Genomic DNA, 20685 nt, shown 5'->3' on the forward strand with positions numbered 1-20685 from the left:
ATTTCACCTTGAGGAAGCGGTGCCGAAGCGGATCAGAGCTTGCCGTCGGCCGCCATCTTCATGAAGCTGTCGTCGAAGCGCAGCGTCACGTGCTGCGGATCGCCAAGAGTCTTGCCGCCGGGGAAGGACATGCCCACCGCGTCGGCCGAAGTGGCGCCCTTGAACAGCCCCTTGGAGAAGCTGAAGTCGCGCACGCGGGTCATCGTGGTGATCAGCGCGGGCGAAGCCGTTGCCGCCACGGCCGCCTTCGGATCGGAATAGAGGTAAGTGGTGGTCAGCTGGCCATCGAAAGCTTCCGGCGTGGAGCCGGCCAGCTTCGCCATGGCCGCGCGCGCTGCCTTGCCCTGCGCATCCTGACGCTTCATCAGCGCCACGGTTTCGTACCAGATGCCGGTCAGCGCCTTGCCGAGGTTGGGATTGGCCTTCAGCGTAGCGGTGTCGACCGCCAGCAGGTCGAGAATCTCGCCCGGGATATTGGCCGAACTGAACACTTCCTTCGCGCCGGCCTGTGCCTTCATCACCGAAAGCTGCGGGTTCCAGGCGACGGCGGCGGTGACATCGGGGCTGGCGAAAGCGCCGACGATATCCGCATCCGTGGTGTTCACCGTCTTCACGTCGGTAAGCGCCATGCCCGCCGAGCTGAGCCCGCGTGCAAGCAGGTAGTGCGACACCGAAAGCTCTACCAGATTGATCTGCTTACCCTTCAGCGACTTCAGATCGCCGCCGCCCTTCAGCATGATGCCGTCGTTGCCGTTCGAATAATCGCCGACGATGATGGCGCTGGTGTCCTTGCCGCCGGCGGCGGGAATAGTCAGGGCGTCCATGTTGGCGACCGTCACGCCGTCCAGCTTGCCGGCGGTGTACTGGTTCACCGATTCGACGTAGTCATTCACCTGGACGATATTGATCTTCAGACCGTACTTATCCGCCCATTTCTTCACGATGCCGGCCTGCTGCGCATAAGGCCACGGCATCCAGCCGGCGTAGATCGACCAGCCAATATTGAATTCGGTCCGCGGCTTTGCCGCGTCGCTCGAAGTCTGGGAGCAGGCGGTTGTGGCAAGCAACCCCGCAAGCATTGCGATCTTGGCTACCCTACGCATCGGTGACATCATGAATCGGACCCCTTTCGCAATGCAGCATTGCCGCGTTTGAAAGGGTTGTCCATCACAAAATATTACGAGATAGCGACTCTGTAATACTGGCGGGCAAAATTGCCGTTCGCTCCGTCAGGCTGCGGGCTCTTTCGCCGGGCTCTTGCGCGGGCGGGCGGCGCCGTCCGGCTTCTCGGCCGCGCCGGGGCCTTCCTGCTCATGCAATGGCGGCAGCAATGCGGTGGTGGTGACGAGCTGCAACTGATGCACGCCGCGAATCGCGCGCAGCGCATCGCACAGTTCCTTCAGGCGCGCAGCCGGCCCTTGCACCAGCAGCACTTCCATCGATTGGTCGTCCTCAAGGAACACGTGCTGCGAGGATATGACTTCCTTCAGGTATTCGGCCTGGCTCTCCGCCAACTGGTGCCGCACGCGCCCGCGATCGCCCCGATAGACCAGCGTGATCGTGCCGGCCAACATCTCCTCCGGCCTGGTCATCGCCTCATGCTCGGCCAGTGCGTGGCGGATCAGTTCGGCGATCAGTTGCGAGCGGGAAGGCAGGCCGCGCTCCTCCACCATCATGTCCAGCTGGCGAAAAAGGTCGGCCGGAAGGCTCATGCTGAGGCGGGCAAGGCTGGCGGGGTCGGTGCTCAAGCGGCAATCCTCTCAACAACATCACGGCAGCATCACGACAACGCGGCGGCCGCGTGGCAAATTCAGGCGGTCTATGGCCCTATATCAAGCTCCGCGCCGATACCAGTTGCCGTTTCCACACACCGCCGGGCGAATCGGCGCTTTGCGGTCGCCACGGTGTGGATCGTCACGCCCCGAACCGTGAGCATCGGTGCAGGATGCGCGCAGCCCCTTTTGGACGAGCCACTGGAATTTCCCCATTTTCAGCCTTTCACGGCACGCGGGACTCGTCCGAAAATAATACTCTTGACGGGAAAGGTAATATCCATACCGTGTATCCAGTCGCCGATGAGAGCGAAAGCAAGCGGGAGAGAGAGACTGTAGCATTGGGCCGGATTTCCGGCCCCGATGGGGGATTTTCGATGGAGCACTTGCCGACCAGCAATGCCATTCTTTCGGGCGAAGGGCGATCCGGTATCGCTTTCCCCGAAGCCAGCGCAAATCCCGTTTCCGGATACGTCTCTCCCGCAATGGACAGTGTTGGCAAAAGCGCGGATGCTCGCGCCGGCCTGAAAAACACGATCTTCAATTTCATCCCGCCGGCCATGATTGTCGCAGTCGTGCTGTTCTGGGCCTATGGCCCCCGGTCGTGGATCGAAAGTCCGTGGTCGATCGTGGTTACCTCCGCAGTAATCAGTCTGTTCGTGCAGGGCCTGGAATACGTCAACGAACGCCACCCCGGCTGGCGCCTCAATCGGCGCGAGTTCGCTACGGACTTGTTCTACGTGGTGCTGGGCTCCACCGCGATCGCCTGGTGCACCGCGAAACTGGCCGACGATCCGCTGCGCACGCTCAAGCAATCGCTGGGCATCACCACCGATTGGGCCATGCATATGCCGTTCGTGGCGCAAGTGGCGCTGGTGGTATTCCTGATCGAGTTCGGCCAGTACTGGATGCACCGGGCGATGCACAACTGGACGCCGCTGTGGCTAACCCACGCGCCCCACCACCACATTACCCAGCTCAACGCGATGAAGGGCTATGTCGGCAACCCGATCGAGCTGTTCCTGATCAGCCTGAGCGTCGTGGCGCTGTTCGATCTTCCGGACGCCGCGGTGTTCTGCGCCCTCAATGTGCTGGGCGTCATTTCCACTTTCGCCCATGCCAATGTGCGATCGGATCCGCCGAAGTTCTATTCGCTGTTCTTCACGACGATCCAAAACCACAGCCTGCACCATTCGGTGGGCTATGAAGAGACCCGCTGCAACTATGCCAACTCGCTGATCCTGATTGATCGCCTGTTCGGCACGTACCGCAACGGCGAATCCGCCGTGGTCGGCCAGGACGAACGCAAGCGACTGTCGATCCCGCAGCAATTCCTGTTTCCGTTCCAACCCATGTTCGCATGGCTAAGGGCGAAACCCGCGGTCCCTTGATCCGCCCCTTGATCCACATCGCATCCCGATAACCACAACAAGCCTACCTCGACCGTCATTAGACTTCGTCGAGACCCAAAAAGCGCGCCGACACAACATCCGCAAAGCGATGGCCGGCACGTCCATCCTACCAAAAACGCAACGGCCATAGAGTTCTGGCAGGAGCAGGCCACGGCGCAAAGACAACGACCAGATAACAGGGAAGCCTATGTCACATCGCGCAAAAATGAGGGCGGCGCTTCTGTCCGCAACCGTATTTTCGACCATGACGCTCGCCGTTCCGGCACTTGCACAATCCTCGTCGGCAGAGGCTGCAACCGCCCCGCAGGACTCGGCGGCCACCGACCAGGGTGACACCATTATCGTCACCGGCACCCGCCGCAGCACGACGCTGATGGACACGCCGATCAACATTTCGGCGATCGGTTCGGAAGAACTGGCCCGCATGCGGATCAACGATGTTCGCGATCTTGCCGATTTCACCCCCGGCATGACGATTTCGGACACCGGCCCCGGATCGACCGGCACGATCGTTCTGCGCGGCCTGAATGCATCCGACGTGGGATCTGACGGTTCCAACTATGACGATTCGCTGGGTATCTATCTGGGCGAAGTGCCGCTCTATTACGATTTCAAGCTGCTCGACATCCAGCGCGTGGAAACGCTGCTGGGCCCGCAAGGCACGCTCTACGGCCTGGGCACCCTGGCCGGCGCGATCCGCTACATCCCGAACCGTCCCGACGTGTCGAACTTCGAAGGTTCCGTCCACGGCCGGTTCTACGACAAGGCGCACGCCAGCGATCCCGGCTATCAGCTGGACGGCATGATCAACATCCCGATCGTGAAGGACCATATCGCGTTTCGGTCCTCCACCGGATACTACTATGACCCCGGCTTCATCGACTATCCGCTGATCCTGCAGCAGCCCGGCGTTTCGCTGCCCCAGCCCAGCGGCACCACCGGCGTTACGCCGGAGGACTATCGCGAAAACCTGACCAGCCGGCGCGACCTCAACTTCGAGCGGACTTTCACCACCCGCAACCAGCTGCTGCTGCAGACCAGCGAAGACCTGAAGGCGATCTTCACGTACGCGTTCCAGCGCACCCGGTCGGACGGTTCGCAGTCCAACAGCGCGGGCGTGCTCGGCACCGGCAAGTATGAGAATGCCAGCCGTTACAAGGAGCCGACCAACCGCCGCGCGCACCTGGCCAGCATGGAGATCAACGCGAACATCGCGGACATCGCCGACCTGGTTTCGACCACGGCCTACACCAATGTCCGCGCCAAGAGCCAGAGCGACAATACCGACCTGCTGCTCGACCTCGACTACGATTACGAACTGTTCCCGGCCTTCTCCAGCTGGAACGAATCCGACAACCGCCGCAAGCAGTTCAACCAGGAAATCCGCCTGGTCTCGCGCCATGGCGGCCCGTTCAACTGGGTGCTCGGCGGGTTCTATAACCAGCAGAAGATGCACAACGACTATGCCGAGCATGTGCCGGGACTCTCGGACTTCTACGGCGTAACCGGCAATCCGGACGATCTTGAATACGTCAGCTACACCAAGTCGAAGGTGACGGAGAAGGCGATCTTCGGCGAAGGCACCTTCCACATCACGCCGGAATGGCAGGTGACGGGCGGCGCGCGCTACTTCAAGTATACCTCTGACATTCAGGGTGCGCTGGTGCTGCCGCTGCTGGGCGATCCGCTCAGCCCCTATGACGTCTCCGCGGCGGGCGGCCACGCGAAGCAGGACGGTTGGGTGTGGAAGTTCAACACGTCCTACAACTTCACCCCGGACCTCATGCTCTACGGCACGTACAGCAAGGGCTATCGCATCGGCGGCCCCAACAGGGTTGCCCCCTGCCCCGATCCGGTACCGGCCAACCAGCAGAATGCCTGCGCGCTGCCGAATGAACTCCAGTACGGCCCGGACAAGACGCGCAACGCCGAAATCGGCATGCGTATGCAGCTGTTCGATCGCAAGCTGATGTTCAACTTCGACGTCTTCCACATCAAGTGGGACGGCATCCAGGTCGATTCCGCAACGCTCTACGGCGCCACCGGCATCACTGTGAACGGTGGTTCCGCCAAGTCGCAGGGCTTCGAAACCTCGTTCCAGTTCCGGCCTGTGCCGCAACTGGCGATCCAGGGCACCTATTCCTACACCGATGCCAAGCTGACCGAGGATATCCCCGGCATCATCACCATCCGCACGACGCCGAACGATTACGACGCGCGGCCGAAGTTCACGCAGCTCGACGCGCTTTCGGGCGATCGTCTGCCGGGTTCCGCGAAGAATTCGGGCAGCCTGGGCGCCACTTACACCGCGCCGATGAAGGACGGCAGCCTGATCGCGAACTGGACCGCAACCTATCGCGGCAACGTGGTTTCCCGCCTTGGCTGGGATCGCGGCTATGGCGACAAGATCCCCAGCTACGTGCTCCACCGCGCATCGCTGACGTACGAGACCGACAAGTACAGCGTCAGCCTGTTCGCCAACAACATCTTCGACAAGTATGCCGTCGTCTCGGTCGGCTCCGACCGGTCGCGCATCGGCATCAACGACGGCGTTGTCGTCCGCTACTACCGCCAATCCGTGCTCAATCCCCGCACGATCGGCATCGAGGCCAGCATCAAGTACTGATGTTAGGCTGAAACGATTGAGGCGCTTTCCCGCAAGACCGGGAAAGCGCCTCAATTGCATGCAGTACAACCGCTTATCACTACCAATGCAGCGGGTTATTCGACCGGAATCCCCAGTTCTGCCAGTCCCTGCTCTGCCAACCATGCGCGCGCCGGTTCCAGCGCCTCGGCATGGGCGCGCCACTTGCCCAGTCCATCGGAATTGATCGGGCGGCGCACTTGCGCCGCGCTGGGCGTGGCGACGGCGGCACCATTCTCGTGGAACGACAGGCACGCCTCGTTCCAGTCCAGCCCGCAATAATCGATCAGGCGCCGCGTCTGCCCTTCGAAATCGGCAACCAGCGCCTCATAGGACAATTGCAGCACGCGCCCCGGCCACAAACGCTCCCAAAGCGCCATAAGCCCATCGAAACGCGCGAAATAGCGCGCCGTATCCATCAGGTCATACGAATAGGCGTAGTAGGCGGACTGGCTGGCGAAGAGGTTCTTGTAGTTGCTCCAGATCGTGTCCATCGGGTTGCGCCGCAGGCAGACGATCCGGGTATTGGGAAAAGCCCGCGCGATATGGCCGATGTAGAGGAAATTGGCCGGCAACTTGTCGGTGAAGCGGGGCCTTTCCGTCCGCCGGTGATGCGCGGCACGCGCCAGATAGGCATCGGCGACGGCGGCCGGATCGATCTCGGCGCTTGCTGCAACCGTCTCCGGATCGATGATGCGGCGCGACACTGTTCCGGAAAGTTGCTTGACCGCCAGCGGCATGGCCTGAAGTTCGCCGGCCGCCTCCACATCGGGATGCGATGACAGGATGCGATCGACCAGTGTGGTCCCCGTGCGCGGCATCCCTACCACGAAAATGGGTGCTTCCGGCGAGGCGTTCTCGGCCAACCCATCGCAAAGGCCGCCACAAAGGCCGCCACCCCCGAACACCGCCTCGATCGCATCGAAGATCGCGCGGTCATGGCCGAATTCATACCCCAGCACCTGCTTCTGCGCGGCGTTCGCGGTTGACAGATGGCGGTAGGATCCTGCCGCATCGCCGATGTCCTCCATCTCCTTCGCCAGGGCGTAGCGAATGCGCAGGGCGTTGTTCGGATTGTTCGCCGCGGCAAGGGCGCTTTCAAGGCGGGGCACATGGTTCGCCTGTGCCGTCTGACGGGACAGGATGGCCAACGCATAATGCGCTCTCCCATTGCCGGCATCGGCGGCAAGGATCGCCTCGTAATGCCCGCGCGCTTCCTCCACGCGGCCGGTAAAACCGCTCGCAGCCGCCAGGTTGTAGCGATATTCGGCATTGCCGGGCTCCGCCGCCACCGCCGCCGAAAACGGCGCGATCGACGCTTCATGATCGCCCAGCCGCGTGAGCACGCAGCCGATGGTATCGAGTGTCAGCGCATCGCGCGGGGCCAGGGCCAATGCCGCCCGCGCCGCGTCGCCCGCCTCGCCCTCACGCCGCAACAGAACCAGCAGCCTTGCCAGTTGTGCCAGATGCTCCGGCTGCGGCCCGCGCTTCACGGCGGCTTCCATCAAGGAAATGGCGTGGGTCATCTGTCGCGCTTCGGCCGCGGCCATGCCCAACAGGAAAAACCCCTCCGGCCGATCGGGACGGGCCTGTACAAGCGCCTTTGCGGCATCGGCGACTGCGGGCAAGTCGCCCCGCCGCAAGGCGGCTCTGGCCTGGGCTTCCAAATTCATGGGGCCAGATTCATGAGGTCAGATTCAGGGGGGCAAGATTCACGGGCGCGCCCCGTACCGATTTGCGGGCCGAAACAGGACGGCAGCCGCAACCGGGCGGAAAGGCGCAAGTTTGCAATCAGGAAGATCGGTGAAGGTAAGATCATTTCGCCAGAGCGTGCCCCAAGACGCCGTCGCTTGCTTGGGAAACGAGCCTAATCACTCGGCCACGCCTTGGCAATTGCTGCATTGCCGAAAGGCGTGCCTTACCGAATGACCGGCTCGGTCGCAGCGCCCCGCCTGCGCCGCCTTGTCAGGCCGCCGATTCAGTTCACCGCATGGATCGCCGGCGTATCGCTGCGCGGTACCGGCGCGCCCTTTTCCTCCCTCCCTATGGCAGAGGCCATGATCGCATCGTGCTCGGCAAATACGCGTTCGATTTCCGCGCGCTTGTCGAAGATCATCCGCGCGACGCCGGCAGTCATCCCGCCTTCATCGCCAACGCGCCCCAACACGCCGGCCAGATCTTCCAGCGTGGCTTTCTCGGCGCTGCCATGAAGGCCGCCCTTCGAATCCCGATAGGCGATGCATTCGTTTGCCATGCGCAATCTCCTTAATTGCCTAAGGGAAAATGCGCGGGCCGGCCCAGGGTTGCAATTGCGCTATTGAGGTAGGGGAGCAGACCTATTGATTCCTTGATATTGCCCGATGACGACCCAAACGGATGTTCCAGCACACCCGGATCCGCTCACTAGCGCCGACAACGTTCTGTATACAGGCCACAATATCTTGGCGCCGTTCAAAAAATCTTGGGCCAATAATACTGGTGCCTAACAGAATCGTGCTTAACAGCCGGCGATTTCCACGCCTTTCACGATCGCTGTGCCTGCGTTATTCACAGATTTTTCACGCCTGATTGTCCACCGCGATCACGCGGGGCACGCCGCAACCGGCCCGCGCCGACAATCGCGCCTGATCGGACCAGCTGACCGCGAGAACGGGCCGGCGGGCCCGCAGTACTCCGCTCCTATTTGCCACCATTGCCGCCCTTCTCGCCGTCCGTACTATTTCGTCGATTGCGCCGATGGTCTCCGGGGAGAGACGAAGCATGACGACGACGCACCAGCACAACGCCGCCGCCGATGGACGGCAGGACATGCTAGACGGATTGCAGGCGCTGCGCGGCATCGCCGCCGTCATGGTGGTGATCGATCACGCCATGCTGGCGGTCATCCCGTATGATCCGCATTTCGGCCTGGTGGGCGACTTTGCGGGAACGATCGGGAAGATGGGCGTGAACCTGTTCTTCGTGATCAGCGGCTTCATCATGATGTACACGACGGAGCCGACCCGCAGCTATCGCCCCCGGTACAGATTCGCCGATTTCGCCTGGAAACGCCTGACCCGGCTCGTGCCGCTCTACTGGCTGGCAACGCTGCTGATGATCGCCGTGGGCGCGATGGAAGGGTTTCACTACACCACCGGCCACATCCTGACATCCTTCACGTTCCTGCCGAATTTCGAGGATGCCGTGGATCCCAGGATGACGCCCATCGTCGGCGTAGGCTGGACGATCACCTACGAAATGCTGTTCTACAGCCTCTTCGCGCTGTGCCTGCTGTTCCCCCGCCAGATCGGGCCGGCGGCCTGCATGGCGATCATCGTCGGCATGGTCGCCTGCGGGGCCTTGGCCGTCGGGCACGTGCAGGACGCGGAACTGCGCCGGATCGTCGCGTTCTATTCCTACAAGAACATGCTGTTCTTCTCCGTCGGCATCGCGATCGCCATCGGCTTTCGCCGCGTGCCGCAAGTGCCCGGCCCCGTTGCGATCGGCGGTTCGCTGACGCTGATGGTGGCGGCGCTGACGGGCTACTGGGAATTCAGGCTGCAGAACGGCAGCCTAGTCTGGCAGGCGATCTCTTTCCTGACATGCACTTGCGTGGCGCTGCTGGCCGCAGGCAACGGGCACCGCAGCGATATTCCGGCGCGGCGGCTGTTGCTCCATATCGGCAATGCCTCTTTCAGCACCTATCTTTTCCACGCGCCGATCATGCACTTCCTGGCGACCCTGTCCGCGCCATGGCTTGCCAAGGGCCATGGCAGCACATTCATGATCGCGGCGGGGCTGGTGTGTCTGGCCGCCGGATCGCTGATCCACACCGGCATCGAGCTGCCGATTACCCGCGCCGTCAGGACCATGCGCCGTCGCCATGGGGGCCGCACCCAAGCCGCATTCCCGCAGGACCTCCGCCCGCCGACCGCGACGCCGATCGAGGCGCAGGGCTGATCGGGCGGTCGATTTGGTATTACGCCCATTCCCTCCTTGCCCTGTGCGGCGCCCGGCGCGCAACCTTGCACAATCGAGGCTGATGGGGCGGGACAGGACCAGGGCATTCACGCTGCGCGGATGCGGACGGCCATGGTCCGCTTCCAGCCGGCATTCTGGACCCGCGATCTCGATGTCGAAGGCACGATCAATCCCACGGACAGCCAATTGGCCGAATTCGCGGCCTGCTTCCCGTTCCGGCGTAAAATTCACCGGTAGCCCCGGCTTGCCGAGCCGGATCAATCAGGCCGATCCGGAGATGCTGATTGCCGCCGCGCGGCTGCTCGCCTCCAGCCTGTCGCTCGTCGCGGTCTATCTCGATCCCACCACCCCGCGCGCCAACGTGACGGAGACGTACACGGTCCTGTGCGGCTATGTCGTCGTCAGCGTGGTTTTCCTGCTCGTGCCCGCACCGCCGCGCTGGCGCGAAACCTCACGCATCGTGCAGACCGGCATCGATATCGTGACGCTGGGCGTGCTGGCCCATTATTCGGACGACCTGCAAAGCCCGTTTTTCGTGTTCTTCACGTTCGCGCTGATCAGCGCGACGATGCGTTGGGGCTGGACCGGGGTTCTGGCCACCGCGCTGCTGCTGCAATTCCTGCTTGTCGCCGTTACCATTTCGGACATCCGCGAAGGCAGCGACTGGTCGATGAACGTACTGCTGATGCGGTTTGTCTATGCCTGGGTGGCGGCCCTTATGCTCGGCTTCTTCGGCAGCTATCGCGCCCGCAATGAACGGCGCCTGCAGGAACTGGCGGCATGGCCGATCCATGTCATGCCCGACGACGATCGGCCCTGGCTTGCGGAATCGCTGCAACATGCCGCCAGAGTGCTGGGCACCGATCGCATCGCCGTGGTCTGGCAGGATCAGGAAGACGGCCGGCCGACGATCGCGTTCTGGACCGGCAGCCGCTGCGAATTCATCGACGGGGTGACGTTCTCGATCGCGCTGGCGGACATGAAGGCCATGGCTGGGGCGGATCCTCACGGCATGCTGGAATGGCTGGGTTCGCAAGTCGACAACGCCGCCTGGACCGATCTGCTGGGCGCCGCGCGGCAATCGCTGCACCTGGCCGAGTTTCAGGGCATCCGCTATCACGGACTGGTCATCGTGATCGACCCGGCCTTCCGGGACGAGAATGTGGAGGCATTCACCCGGATCATCGGTGCGCGGATCGCGCTGGCGCTGGAACAGTTCTCGATAGCTGCCAGTCTGGTTGCCGCCGCCAGCCTGAAGGAACGCGTGCGGGTGATGCGCGATGTTCACGACAGCCTGTTGCAGGATCTGACGGCCGCAGTGTGGCAGATCGATTCCACTGCGGCGGCGCTGCCGCCCGACGCACAGGCGCCAATGAACCAGGTGCGCAATCTGCTGCGCCATCAGCACGCCCGCCTGCGCACCCTGGTCAACGGCACCCGCGCAAGCCCCGTAACGCCCGGTTCGCTGAAGCGCCAATTGCTGACCCTGGCCGAACCGCTTGCCTCGCAATGGGCCTGCCGGCTGGACGTTTCGGTGGAACCGGAAAGCCTTCAGGTGAGCGACGAGACCGCCGCCGAACTGTGCCTCGCCCTGTCGGAAGCCACCGCAAATGCCGTGCGGCACGGATCGGCGGGCGCGCTCAGGATCGACGTCAGCGCCCGCCATGGCGATCTTCATGTGGAGATCGAGGATGACGGTTGCGGCCTGGAAGGGCGCGCCGCCCTGCCCCAATCGCTGTGCGAGCGGATGGCCGATCTCGGCGGTGCGCTCGATGCGACGGACAGCCCGCGCGGTTATCGCCTGCTGCTGACTTTGCCGGTGGAGGCGGGCACCTGATGGTCGACATTGTCGTATGCGATGACCATCACCTGATCCTCAGCGGAATACAGACCCTGCTTGGCGACGATGCGGATCTGAACGTGGTCGCCACCGCGCGCGATGGCGAAACGGCGCTGCGCCACATCCAGCACTATCGCCCGGATATCGCGCTGGTGGATGTGAGCATGCCCGGCCTGGACGGGCTGGGGGTGCTGGCGCGGATCAACCAGAACGGCTGGCCGGTTCGCGTGGTCCTGCTCAGCGCCACGATTTCCGACAGTCAGGTCGTGGAAGCGATTGCCGGCGGGGTGGCCGGCATCATTCTGAAGGACATGGCTTCCACCACGCTGATCGAATGCCTTAGAAAAGTGGCCCGCGGCGGACGCTGGCTGCCACCGCATCTGGTGGCTTCGGCCGTAAGCCGGCACCGGGTGGAAGAGCGGGAAGTCTCTCCCTTCGACAGCCTGACGCGGCGCGAATGGGAAGTCACCCGCCTGCTGGCCGAAGGCAAGGCGAACCGCGACATCGCCGCCGACCTGGCGATCAGTCTGGGCACGGTGAAGATCCACTTGCACAGCATCTATTCGAAACTGGGTGCGGACAACCGCACCGCCGTTGCCCTGATGGTTGCGCGGCATGGCAGCGCGGGGCCTTCTTCCGACGGTTGAAATCGCGCTGCCGCTGCTCAAACGATGCCGGGCTACCCTAGGGTCAGGATCTATTAATCACACCTGCGAGGCGCTGGAATGAAGGGATTTACCTTCGGTGAACTTCGTTTGATCAAAATGGCCCAGCGCAGCGTCAGGAAGTCTTGAAATATGGACATATTCCGGCGCCTTCCTTCCTCGCGATGAGCCATTTTGATGCAAACCTCGCAGGCGTGATTAATAGGTCCTGACCCTAGAGAGTTATATCCCCCGATAGATGCCCGTGCGGGCGTAGAGGTGTATCACCAAGTCACGTTCCGGCGTGGATGCGGCGGGACAGTCTCGATCAGCAGCAGAGGGATCCTGCGATGGACGATCAGAGCCCCGACCTGTTCGGTGAATCGCACCGGCGGAACTTCCTCAAGACGGCCGGCCGCTTTGCGCTCACCGTGCCGCCAACCTTGACGGTACTTCTTTCGACTTCGCTATCGTCCCCGGCGATTGCCGCTTCAGGCGGCGGTGGCGGTGGTGGGGGCGGCGGCGGCAGTTCCGGCGGAGGGGGCGGTGACGGCGGCGGTACCGGAGGTGGCGGTATTGGCGGCGGCGATTCAGGCGGCGGCGGCTTCGGCGATGGCGGCGGCAGCGTTGGCGGCGGCGGCGACACGGGTGGCGGCGGTGGCGGCGACACCGGCGGCGGAGGTCACGGCGACACTGGCGGCGGAAGTCGCGAGAGCGCGGGCGGCAGCCGCGACAGCGGCGTAAGGCACGAAAAAGGCTGATCGAGCTGGCGGTGCGGGACGATCGATCGACAGATATCGCTCCGGCACCGCTCCTCGCGCATGGCATGGCATCGGCGCAGAGCGACGATGGCGCGCCTCGTCGCGGGACCATCGATGCAACACCCTCCAACCCGGCAAATCGAAAATCGGATCGATCATGGCAATTGGCGCCCGGCGTCAGCCTGATCGCCCTGCCGGGGCGAGAGGCGCTGTTTTACGAAGCGACGCAAGAGCTTTACGAGATTGATCCGCTGGGCGCCTTGGTCGTCCATGAACTGACGGCGCGCGCCATACCGTTGGAAAACCTTGTGCAACTTTGCGTCCGGCACGGCATGGATGCCGATCTGGCATCCGAAGCGATCCGGGCACGGCTGCGGCTATGGTCCGGCGCCGGTCTGCTCGCCACCACCGTTCCCGAAGCCGATGATCCGGCAACCCGCCGCTTTCGCTTCGATCTGGCCGGCCGGCAAACGGAAGTGGCCATCGATCGCCAATGCGGCTCTGTCGTTCTTCCGGTTCCCAGCCTGACGCGCGTAACGACCTCTTCCGAACCCTGCTGGCATCTGCTGGCCGAGGGCCCGGCAGGACCGGAGGCGGAAATCACGATTGCGCGGACCGGACGCGCTGCCCGCATCGTCACGGCGGAACAGACCGTGCCGACGCTGAAGGCACGGCTGGTGGAAGAGGCATTGGCGGACTGCGGACGCATCGCCCTTCACGCGGCGGCGCTGGTCCGGCAAGGCCGCGCGCTGCTGCTCTGCGGCGATCCCGGCGCGGGCAAGAGCACGCTCTGCGTGGCGCTGACGGAAGCGGGATACGGTTATGCCGCCGATGACGTGACCCTGATCGATGCCGATGGCGCAGCACAGGGCCTGCCTTTCTTCCCGACGCTGAAGGCCGGCTCCTGGGACCTTGTATCGCATTGTCGCGCCGCCATCGCACAGGCGCCGGTGCATCGCCGGCTCGACGGCGCGCTCCTGCGTTATGTGCCGATGCTCAATCCGCAGACCGGCCGTTATCCGGTCGGCTGGATCGTGGTGCTGGACAGGCACGCCAAGGCGCGCGCCGAACTCACCCCCGTCGATCCGCTCACCGCACTGCAGGCCCTGTTTCGCGGCGCCTATGCCCGCAAAGGGCGATCGAGCGCCGCCGACGTTCGGATGATGAGCGAACTGGTCGCGGGCGCGCGATGCCTGCGGTTGACCTATTCCAGCTTGGCCGAAGCGGTCGAACTGCTTGATCGCGGCGGATCGGCGGGATGATGGCACAGATCGGCGTGCGCGCGCTCGCCGCCGCGCTGGATGGCAGGATCGGCGGTCTGGACGGGGACGACTGGGAACGGCTGATCGGCCAGGCCAACCGGACGATGACGATTGCCAGCCTCGGCGCCCGCCTGACGCCGATGGACCGCAGCGTTCCCGAGGATGCCCGGGCCTATCTGACCTGCGTGGTGGAGGCGAACCGGGAACGCAACCGGCGGCTCATGGCGATGCTGGAAGAAGTGCTGGACCTGCTCGCACAGATCGGCGTCACACCGATCCTGCTGAAAGGCGCGGCGCTGCTGGTCTCGCTGGGCGAACCTGCCATGCAGGGCCGCATCATGGGCGATCTGGACCTGATGCTTCCCTCCGGCGTCAGCCGCAAGGCGCGCAACCGGTTGATGGATCACGGCTTCCACGTCTACGCCGATAGCGGGCAGGAAGATGCGCCCATCGTCCTGTTTCGCGACAGCGACGTCGGCATGATCGACCTTCACGGCCGCATGAAGGGCAGCAATCCCCGCTTCGACCATGCACTGCTGGCGCCGCATTGCCGGCCCGTGCGGATCGGCGGCAAGCAGGCGCTGCTGCCTTCGCCGGCGGCGCAGGCGGCCTTGCTCACATCGCACGATCAGCTTCAGGAGCTGGATTACTGGCGCGGCCTGATCGACATGCGCCACCTCCACGATCTGGCGCGGCTGGCCCGATCGGAGCACGGGATAGACTGGCAGATCCTCGATAGCCTGTTCATCACGCGGCAGGCGCAGCGGGCGCTTCGCACCCAGTTGCTGGCGTTGAAGACCCTGTTCGGCGTGCCCGTCCCCCGCCGATTCTGCAGCGGGGTGTGGCCGCGCCTCCAGCATCGCCGCCAATTGCTGCAGGCCGATCGGCCGCGACTGCGCTGGCCGCTGACGCTGGCCACGCTGGCGCTGGAATGGCCGCGCGGGGTTCGCGAAGACTTCCCCTCCGCCCGCCAGGAACGCCGGCATTTCATGCCCGCGCCGCTGCTGCGCGGCGGCAGCATGGCGCGCAAGGCCGTCCGCTCCCCCGGTCCCGGCAAGTTCTGCTGAACGCCGCTTTCACAAAACGGCCATAAATCGGCAGGGCGCTCGCGATGGGGCTTTTCACAAGGCATCCGACCGCCTAAACGGCCGCTACCCCGGGGGGCCGCTGACGCGCGGCTGAGAGGTGGTCAGCAGACCACGACCCGCTGAACCTGATCCGGTTGACACCGGCGTAGGGAGGGCCGGCGGCAGATCCGTTGTCCCTCCAGTGGAGTGGACGCGTTAGAATGCCTTTCAAGTACAGATATCTGAGCGGCGCCATGCTGGTGCCGGCACTGCTCGCCGGCGCGACGACGACAGCCTTTGCCGATGACGACGCGCCTGCCGACATCAAGGTGATTGGCCATCCCGATCCCGAAGGCCTGCTGCCGGACCAGACCGCGCCCAAGGCGGTCAGCGCCATTTCCAGCGACTTCATCGTCAAGCAGGCGCCGACGTTGAACGCCTTCCAGCTGGTGAACCTGCTGCCCGGCGCGAACGTTTCGACCAGCGATCCCTATGGCCTGTCGACCAGTTCCAGCCTGACCCTGCGCGGGCTGGGGCAGGACCAGATCGGCGTACTGATGGAAGGCGCGCCGCAGAACGACATCGGTTACTACTACGCCTACCCCTCGCAATTCGCCGATGCCGAGAATGTCCGGCAGGTCACACTGGCGCAAGGCGCGGCGGATATCGACGCGCCGGTGGTGGCGGCCGCAGGCGGCCTGCTCTCGCTCTCGCTGGACGATCCCAAGGCCGCGATGGGCGGCCTCGTCAATCTCTCGCTGGGCTCCTACAACGAACGGCGCGCCTTCGTGCGGTTCGATACCGGCACCATCGGGAAGACCGGGCTGAAGGCCTTCGTCTCCTATTCCAACAACCGCGCGGACAACTGGCGCGGCGCGGGCTTCGATACGCGCCAGCACGTCGATGCGAAGCTGCTGAACGAATGGGGCGACGGCAACCGCGCCAGCATCGCGGTCTCGTTCAACCAGGCCAAGACCTCCACCTACCCCAGCCCCACGCTGGCGGACTGGCAGGCCTATGGCCGCGGCTTCAATTACGACAAGCACTATACCGAGGGTGACCTCAATTACTGGCGGCTCTATCGCGCGCCGTTCCGCAACGTCTACATGGCCGCGCCGCTGCACCTGAAGCTGAACGACCGGCTCTCCTTCGACAGCACCGGCTACCTGCAGTTCGGATACGGCAATGCCCCCTATGCCACGCAGCTGACCGAAACCGGCAACTTCCTGGGCACCGAGGAACTGACCCAGCCGATCGCGCTGCCCGGCGCGGTGGACGGGGTGGCGACCGTTCTGGGCAACTGGACCGGCAAGCAGATGCGCGTGGGTGACGTCAGCAAGCTGACCCTGCAGGCCGGCGCGCACCGGATCATGGCCGGGCTCTGGTTCGATTACGGCACCGACCGCGTCACCCAGTCCTACACCTCGATCGACGCGGACGGGCACCCGGTCGACCAGTGGGGCCACCAGAGCGAGGCGATCAAAACCGCCGACGGCCGCCTGCTCGCCTACGAAAATGCGCGCACCGAAACGGTGACCAAGGGTTTCTTCCTGGCCGACAGCATTCAGGTGACGCCGCGCCTTGGCGTCGATCTGGGCTTCAAGGGCGTGGACGTCCTGCGCAATGGCCGCAATTACCTGCCTGGCCCACAATCGACCGTTCGCAGTAACAGCTTCGCCGCCCTTCCCCGGGCGGCGGTGCACTACCAGTTGGACGACCGCCAGCAGGTCTTCGCCAACGTGACCACCAACTTCCGCACGCCGAACGAGTTCGCGCTCTACAACAGCTATTACGGCGGCGAGGTGGTCAGCCAGGGGGCGGACAATCTCAAGAACGAATATTCGGTCTCCGAAGAGCTGGGCTATCGCTACATCGGCCCCAGCCTGTCGTTCTCGCTGACCGCGTTCCACTACCACTTCCGCAACCGTCAGGTGGCGACAGTGATCGACAGCGGCGGCGCGCTGGTCAATTCCACCGTCAATGCCGGCAGCCAGACATCCTACGGCTTGGATGGAGAGATCGACTATCGACCGGCCAAGGGCGTCAGCGTCTATCTCTCCGGCGAATACCTGCACACGCGCCAGGGCGACGATCTGGCCATCGGCGACGACTATCTGCCGACCAAGGGCAAGCGCGCCGTGGCTAGCCCGAAAGTGCAGTTCGCCATGGGTAGCACCTATGACGATGGCCGCCTGTTCGGCAGCACCGCGCTGAAATACGTCGGCCGCCAATATGCGACCTTCATGAATGACGAGAGCATCAAGGGCTATGCCACGCTAGACCTGTCGGTGGGCGTGCATCTGGCGGGGCTGATCGATGCGCAGCGCATGGACCTGCGCCTCAACGCCATCAACGTCACCAACCCGCATGTCCTGTCCGGCGTGCAGGCGATCAGCAGCAATGCGCTGGATACGGTGGGCCGGGGCGGCACGGTGATCGCCGGCTCCGCACCGACTTACTACGTGGGAAGCGGGCGCGCCTTCGTGGTGTCGCTCAGCCGGGCCTTCTGACGATGAGCGGCGCGGCGCCAGATCTTGCCCCGCATTTCGTGCACGGTATGGGCACGGCGCTGGAGGCGCCGGTCTGGCCGACGATCACGACGGCAGAGGCAGAGATGGTGCTGGCCCGGTTCCCGGCAGCGGGCGCTCTGGCAGGGCTGCGCTGGCATTCGCCGCGCCCGTTCTCGGCCGCGACGCTGGTGGAGACGGACCGCGGCGCGTTCTTTCTGAAGCGCCACCACCGCCGCCTGCGCAGCCCCGCCGCGCTGGCGGAGGAACATGCGTTCATGGCGCACTTGCGCGCGGCGGGGCTGGCGGTGCCCGATGTCCTGACCGCAACCGATGGAACCAGCGCCATCGCCAGTGGCGAATGGAGCTACGAACTGCACCGCCGTGCGCCGGGCTGCGATCTCTACCGTGACCGGCAATCGTGGACGCCGTTCCTCTCGCAAGGCCATGCCCATGAAGCGGGCGTCGCACTGGCGCTGTTGCATCGGGCCGCCCGCGACTTCACGGCGCCCGCGCGCGGGAACCATCCGCTTATCTCCAGCCTCACCATCCTGCCCGCCCGCGACCCGTTGGCGGCGGCGGCAGCCTACGTCGCGGCCCGGCCGGCACTGGCCGGTTTTCTGGCGGACAAGAACTGGCGTGGCGAACTGACCCGGCTGTTCGCGGCTCTGGGCGAAGGGCTTTCGGAACTGCTGGAAACCCAGCCGCCGCTCTGGACGCATAACGACTGGCATCCCTCCAACCTGCTGTGGTCGCCCGAAGGCAGGGTGAGCGCGGTGTTCGACTTCGGGCTGGCGACGCGAACCTGCGCGCTGCACGATATTGCCACCGCCATCGAGCGCACGGCCATTCCCTGGCTGGAAATGGACGCCGGCCCGCCCGATGCCGAAGCCGCACTGGCGCTACTTGCCGGATACCGGACCATTCTGCCGCTGACCGCTGCGGATATCGAGGCCGTGACCCGCCTGCTGCCGCTGGTGCACATCGAATTCGCACTGTCCGAAGCCGATTACTTCGCCGGTATCCTTGCCGATCCCGATCAGGCGATGATGGCCTGGCAGGATTACCTGATCGACCATGCCGACTGGTTCCTCTCCCCGCCGGGGCAGGCCTTTCTGCAAGACCTCAAGAACGGAGAGCAGGCCTGATGTCGGCGCTCGAAATCATCGCCGTAATCGTCAGCTTCGCGGGGATCTGGCTGACGGCGAAGCGCCGGTTGCTGTGCTGGCCGGTGAACCTTCTGGCCTGCGCGCTCTACTTCAAGCTGTTCCTCGACGTGCGGCTCTATTCCGACATGGTGCTGCAGGCGCTGTTCGGCATTGCCATCGTCTACGGCTGGATCGTCTGGGCGCGGGGGAAGGACCAGACCGGCGAGGTCCTGGTGAGCCCCCTGTCCCCCACGAAGGCGTGGCTTGGGCTGGCGACAGGCGCAATCGGTGCAATCGCCATCGGCTGGTTCACCAGCCGCTATACCGATGCCGCCTTGCCGTGGATGGACTCGGGGCTCAGCAGCTTCAGCCTTGTCGCCCAATACTGGACGGCGCGGCGCCACGCAGCCAACTGGCTGCTCTGGATTGCGGTGGACGTTCTCTACGTCGGGATGTTCGTGTTCAAGGGGCTGTGGCTGACGGCCGGGCTCTACGCCGCGATGGTGGGGCTGGCGGTGCTGGGCTATGTTCGCTGGCGGCAGGCGGCGGCCGGATACGCCAGCGCGGCCTGACAATGCCCCCCAACGGCATAAGCGGGCTGCCCCTCTGCAAGCCGATCGGTAGATCCCTCAGGTCCTTAGAGGCCAGTGGGGCAACCGCCCCGGTAGTTATCCCGGATTAACCCTCAATAGCGTTGCCTCACCGCCCGCCATCCGGGCGACTATGCGGCAGTTATCGGGAGGAAGCCGATGCTCGAGGGTGCCAATGCCGAGCTGTTTTCCGAACTGATCGTCACCTGCGATGGAATGCTGTCCCCGCAAGTCTATGCCCGAGTTTACGAGACTGCGCAGCGCGGCGGGGTGATCGTGGAAGTGGGCACGGCGCTGGGCGCGGCCACGGTGGCGCTGGCGCTGGGCCTGCGCAATTCCGGAAAACCGGGGCATGTGTTCACTTTCGATCCGATGACCGGCGGCCCACGGCGATCGATCAAGACGGCGGAACAGCGCATCGCCCGGATCGAGAAAAGCCTTGCCCATTACGGCGTGGCGGACCGCGTCACCATTACCCCGCAAGATCTGGTCAGCGGCGTGGACGCGCTGCCAGCGGGTGAGGACGTGTCCGTCCTGATGCTGGACGCGGACGGCCGGATCGACCGCGACCTGCACGTCCTGCACGGGCGCTGCGCCGCGGACTGTGCGATGATCATCGATGACGTGGCGGACCGGGTACGCGTGAAGCGCCGGGGCGCAACCTACCGGATCGACAGCAAGATGCGGCTGTCATGGCTGCTGACGAACATGCTGATCTCGTCAGGCAAGCTGAGCAGCGGCCAGCGTCTGGTAGACACCTATTTCGGCGAACTGACTGGCGACCCCGCGCGGATCATCGACCCGGGCGATGCGCTGGCGGTCTATCGGCAACTGGTGTTCCAGTCGGCATCGGCCAACCGGATCCAGCGGCTGCGCTCGCGCGTGCTCGAATGGGGACAGGATCTGGCCCCGGACCTCGCTGCGCGGTGCCGCCGGGTCTATCGCCATGTGAAGTACGGTCCCGCGCAGGGCGAACCGCAAGCGCAGGACGACGAGGCGCCGGAGGACGAGGTCAGGCGGCAAGTCGCGAGCTATCACTGATCGCAAGCTACCATTGATCGCGCGGGCCCGATGATGC

General features: G+C 64.3%; 17 protein-coding genes and 1 riboswitch. Of the genes, 13 read left to right on the forward strand and 4 right to left on the reverse strand.

Translation table 11 applies throughout. The features are described from left to right. Positions 1-32: 32 nt before the first annotated feature. Both ACZ1JV_RS00215 and ACZ1JV_RS00220 read right to left on the reverse strand, forming a co-directional pair. On the reverse strand, positions 33-1079 hold the full coding sequence (locus ACZ1JV_RS00215) for a putative urea ABC transporter substrate-binding protein (RefSeq protein WP_465140293.1): 1047 nt from the start codon (positions 1077-1079) through the stop codon (positions 33-35). A gap of 150 nt (positions 1080-1229) precedes the next feature. Further along, entirely contained in the window at positions 1230-1712 is a 483-nt protein-coding gene (locus ACZ1JV_RS00220; RefSeq protein ID WP_465140292.1) for a CopG family ribbon-helix-helix protein, read from the reverse strand. Between the two features lie 437 nt (positions 1713-2149). On the opposite strand from ACZ1JV_RS00220, the gene ACZ1JV_RS00225 reads away from it, so the two are divergent. Continuing rightward, positions 2150-3163: a sterol desaturase family protein gene (locus tag ACZ1JV_RS00225; protein WP_465149092.1), complete on the forward strand. Its 1014-nt coding sequence runs from the start codon at positions 2150-2152 to the stop codon at positions 3161-3163. 265 nt (positions 3164-3428) lie between these two features. Further along, complete coding sequence (locus tag ACZ1JV_RS00230) at positions 3429-5810, forward strand: TonB-dependent receptor (protein WP_465149093.1); 2382 nt, start codon at positions 3429-3431, stop codon at positions 5808-5810. A gap of 95 nt (positions 5811-5905) precedes the next feature. Here the strand turns inward: ACZ1JV_RS00230 and ACZ1JV_RS00235 are convergent, their stop codons facing one another. Both ACZ1JV_RS00235 and ACZ1JV_RS00240 read right to left on the reverse strand, forming a co-directional pair. Further along, a complete protein-coding gene (locus ACZ1JV_RS00235) occupies positions 5906-7501 on the reverse strand; it encodes a sulfotransferase family protein (protein WP_465149094.1) in 1596 nt (531 codons plus the stop codon). 305 nt (positions 7502-7806) lie between these two features. After that, on the reverse strand, positions 7807-8082 hold the full coding sequence (locus ACZ1JV_RS00240) for a hypothetical protein (protein WP_465139022.1): 276 nt from the start codon (positions 8080-8082) through the stop codon (positions 7807-7809). A 506-nt stretch (positions 8083-8588) separates the two neighbouring features. Here ACZ1JV_RS00240 and ACZ1JV_RS00245 point away from each other — a divergent pair. The 11 genes from ACZ1JV_RS00245 to ACZ1JV_RS00295 all read left to right on the forward strand — a co-directional run bounded on the left by ACZ1JV_RS00245 (position 8589) and on the right by ACZ1JV_RS00295 (position 20648). Beyond that, the gene (locus ACZ1JV_RS00245) at positions 8589-9767 is read left to right on the forward strand and encodes an acyltransferase family protein (RefSeq protein WP_465149095.1); all 1179 of its coding nucleotides are present in this window, start codon (positions 8589-8591) and stop codon (positions 9765-9767) included. A 132-nt stretch (positions 9768-9899) separates the two neighbouring features. Next, positions 9900-10025 carry a hypothetical protein gene (locus ACZ1JV_RS00250; RefSeq protein WP_465149096.1) on the forward strand — a complete coding sequence of 42 codons (126 nt, stop codon included), beginning with the start codon at positions 9900-9902 and terminating at the stop codon, positions 10023-10025. Between the two features lie 7 nt (positions 10026-10032). Further along, a complete protein-coding gene (locus tag ACZ1JV_RS00255) occupies positions 10033-11625 on the forward strand; it encodes a sensor histidine kinase (protein ID WP_465149097.1) in 1593 nt (530 codons plus the stop codon). After that, positions 11625-12275, forward strand: coding sequence for a response regulator (locus ACZ1JV_RS00260; protein ID WP_465149098.1), 651 nt, complete (start codon positions 11625-11627; stop codon positions 12273-12275). Before ACZ1JV_RS00255 ends, ACZ1JV_RS00260 begins: the two co-directional genes overlap by 1 nt. Positions 12276-12622: 347 nt before the next feature. After that, positions 12623-13033 (forward strand): hypothetical protein, encoded by a 411-nt coding sequence (locus ACZ1JV_RS00265; protein ID WP_465149099.1) that lies wholly within the window; start codon positions 12623-12625, stop codon positions 13031-13033. A gap of 65 nt (positions 13034-13098) precedes the next feature. Continuing rightward, entirely contained in the window at positions 13099-14295 is a 1197-nt protein-coding gene (locus ACZ1JV_RS00270) for a hypothetical protein (protein ID WP_465149100.1), read from the forward strand. Further along, complete coding sequence (locus tag ACZ1JV_RS00275; protein WP_465149101.1) at positions 14292-15362, forward strand: nucleotidyltransferase domain-containing protein; 1071 nt, start codon at positions 14292-14294, stop codon at positions 15360-15362. Before ACZ1JV_RS00270 ends, ACZ1JV_RS00275 begins: the two co-directional genes overlap by 4 nt. An 80-nt stretch (positions 15363-15442) precedes the next feature. Beyond that, a riboswitch (TPP riboswitch) is annotated at positions 15443-15552 on the forward strand. A gap of 31 nt (positions 15553-15583) precedes the next feature. Then, on the forward strand, positions 15584-17872 hold the full coding sequence (locus tag ACZ1JV_RS00280) for a TonB-dependent receptor (RefSeq protein WP_465149102.1): 2289 nt from the start codon (positions 15584-15586) through the stop codon (positions 17870-17872). A 2-nt stretch (positions 17873-17874) separates the two neighbouring features. Next, on the forward strand, positions 17875-19017 hold the full coding sequence (locus tag ACZ1JV_RS00285) for a phosphotransferase enzyme family protein (RefSeq protein WP_465149103.1): 1143 nt from the start codon (positions 17875-17877) through the stop codon (positions 19015-19017). After that, positions 19017-19589, forward strand: coding sequence for a nicotinamide riboside transporter PnuC (gene pnuC, locus ACZ1JV_RS00290; RefSeq protein WP_465149104.1), 573 nt, complete (start codon positions 19017-19019; stop codon positions 19587-19589). The genes ACZ1JV_RS00285 and pnuC overlap by 1 nt, the downstream gene beginning before the upstream one ends. A gap of 177 nt (positions 19590-19766) precedes the next feature. Then, complete coding sequence (locus ACZ1JV_RS00295) at positions 19767-20648, forward strand: class I SAM-dependent methyltransferase (RefSeq protein WP_465149105.1); 882 nt, start codon at positions 19767-19769, stop codon at positions 20646-20648. Positions 20649-20685: the final 37 nt, after the last annotated feature.

Source organism: Novosphingobium sp. BL-S-19 (assembly GCF_055521675.1).

Excerpts from the sequence above, each read along its gene's own strand:
- ACZ1JV_RS00215 (WP_465140293.1), bottom strand. The coding sequence starts at position 1,079 with ATGCTTGCGGGGTTGCTTGCCACAACCGCCTGCTCCCAGACTTCGAGC.
- ACZ1JV_RS00220 (WP_465140292.1), bottom strand. The coding sequence starts at position 1,712 with ATGAGCCTTCCGGCCGACCTTTTTCGCCAGCTGGACATGATGGTGGAG.
- ACZ1JV_RS00225 (WP_465149092.1), top strand. The coding sequence starts at position 2,150 with ATGGAGCACTTGCCGACCAGCAATGCCATTCTTTCGGGCGAAGGGCGA.
- ACZ1JV_RS00230 (WP_465149093.1), top strand. The coding sequence starts at position 3,429 with ATGACGCTCGCCGTTCCGGCACTTGCACAATCCTCGTCGGCAGAGGCT.
- ACZ1JV_RS00235 (WP_465149094.1), bottom strand. The coding sequence starts at position 7,501 with ATGAATTTGGAAGCCCAGGCCAGAGCCGCCTTGCGGCGGGGCGACTTG.
- ACZ1JV_RS00240 (WP_465139022.1), bottom strand. The coding sequence starts at position 8,082 with ATGGCAAACGAATGCATCGCCTATCGGGATTCGAAGGGCGGCCTTCAT.
- ACZ1JV_RS00245 (WP_465149095.1), top strand. The coding sequence starts at position 8,589 with ATGACGACGACGCACCAGCACAACGCCGCCGCCGATGGACGGCAGGAC.
- ACZ1JV_RS00250 (WP_465149096.1), top strand. The coding sequence starts at position 9,900 with ATGGTCCGCTTCCAGCCGGCATTCTGGACCCGCGATCTCGATGTCGAA.
- ACZ1JV_RS00260 (WP_465149098.1), top strand. The coding sequence starts at position 11,625 with ATGGTCGACATTGTCGTATGCGATGACCATCACCTGATCCTCAGCGGA.
- ACZ1JV_RS00265 (WP_465149099.1), top strand. The coding sequence starts at position 12,623 with ATGGACGATCAGAGCCCCGACCTGTTCGGTGAATCGCACCGGCGGAAC.
- ACZ1JV_RS00270 (WP_465149100.1), top strand. The coding sequence starts at position 13,099 with ATGGCATCGGCGCAGAGCGACGATGGCGCGCCTCGTCGCGGGACCATC.
- ACZ1JV_RS00275 (WP_465149101.1), top strand. The coding sequence starts at position 14,292 with ATGATGGCACAGATCGGCGTGCGCGCGCTCGCCGCCGCGCTGGATGGC.
- ACZ1JV_RS00280 (WP_465149102.1), top strand. The coding sequence starts at position 15,584 with ATGCCTTTCAAGTACAGATATCTGAGCGGCGCCATGCTGGTGCCGGCA.
- ACZ1JV_RS00285 (WP_465149103.1), top strand. The coding sequence starts at position 17,875 with ATGAGCGGCGCGGCGCCAGATCTTGCCCCGCATTTCGTGCACGGTATG.
- pnuC (WP_465149104.1), top strand. The coding sequence starts at position 19,017 with ATGTCGGCGCTCGAAATCATCGCCGTAATCGTCAGCTTCGCGGGGATC.
- ACZ1JV_RS00295 (WP_465149105.1), top strand. The coding sequence starts at position 19,767 with ATGCTCGAGGGTGCCAATGCCGAGCTGTTTTCCGAACTGATCGTCACC.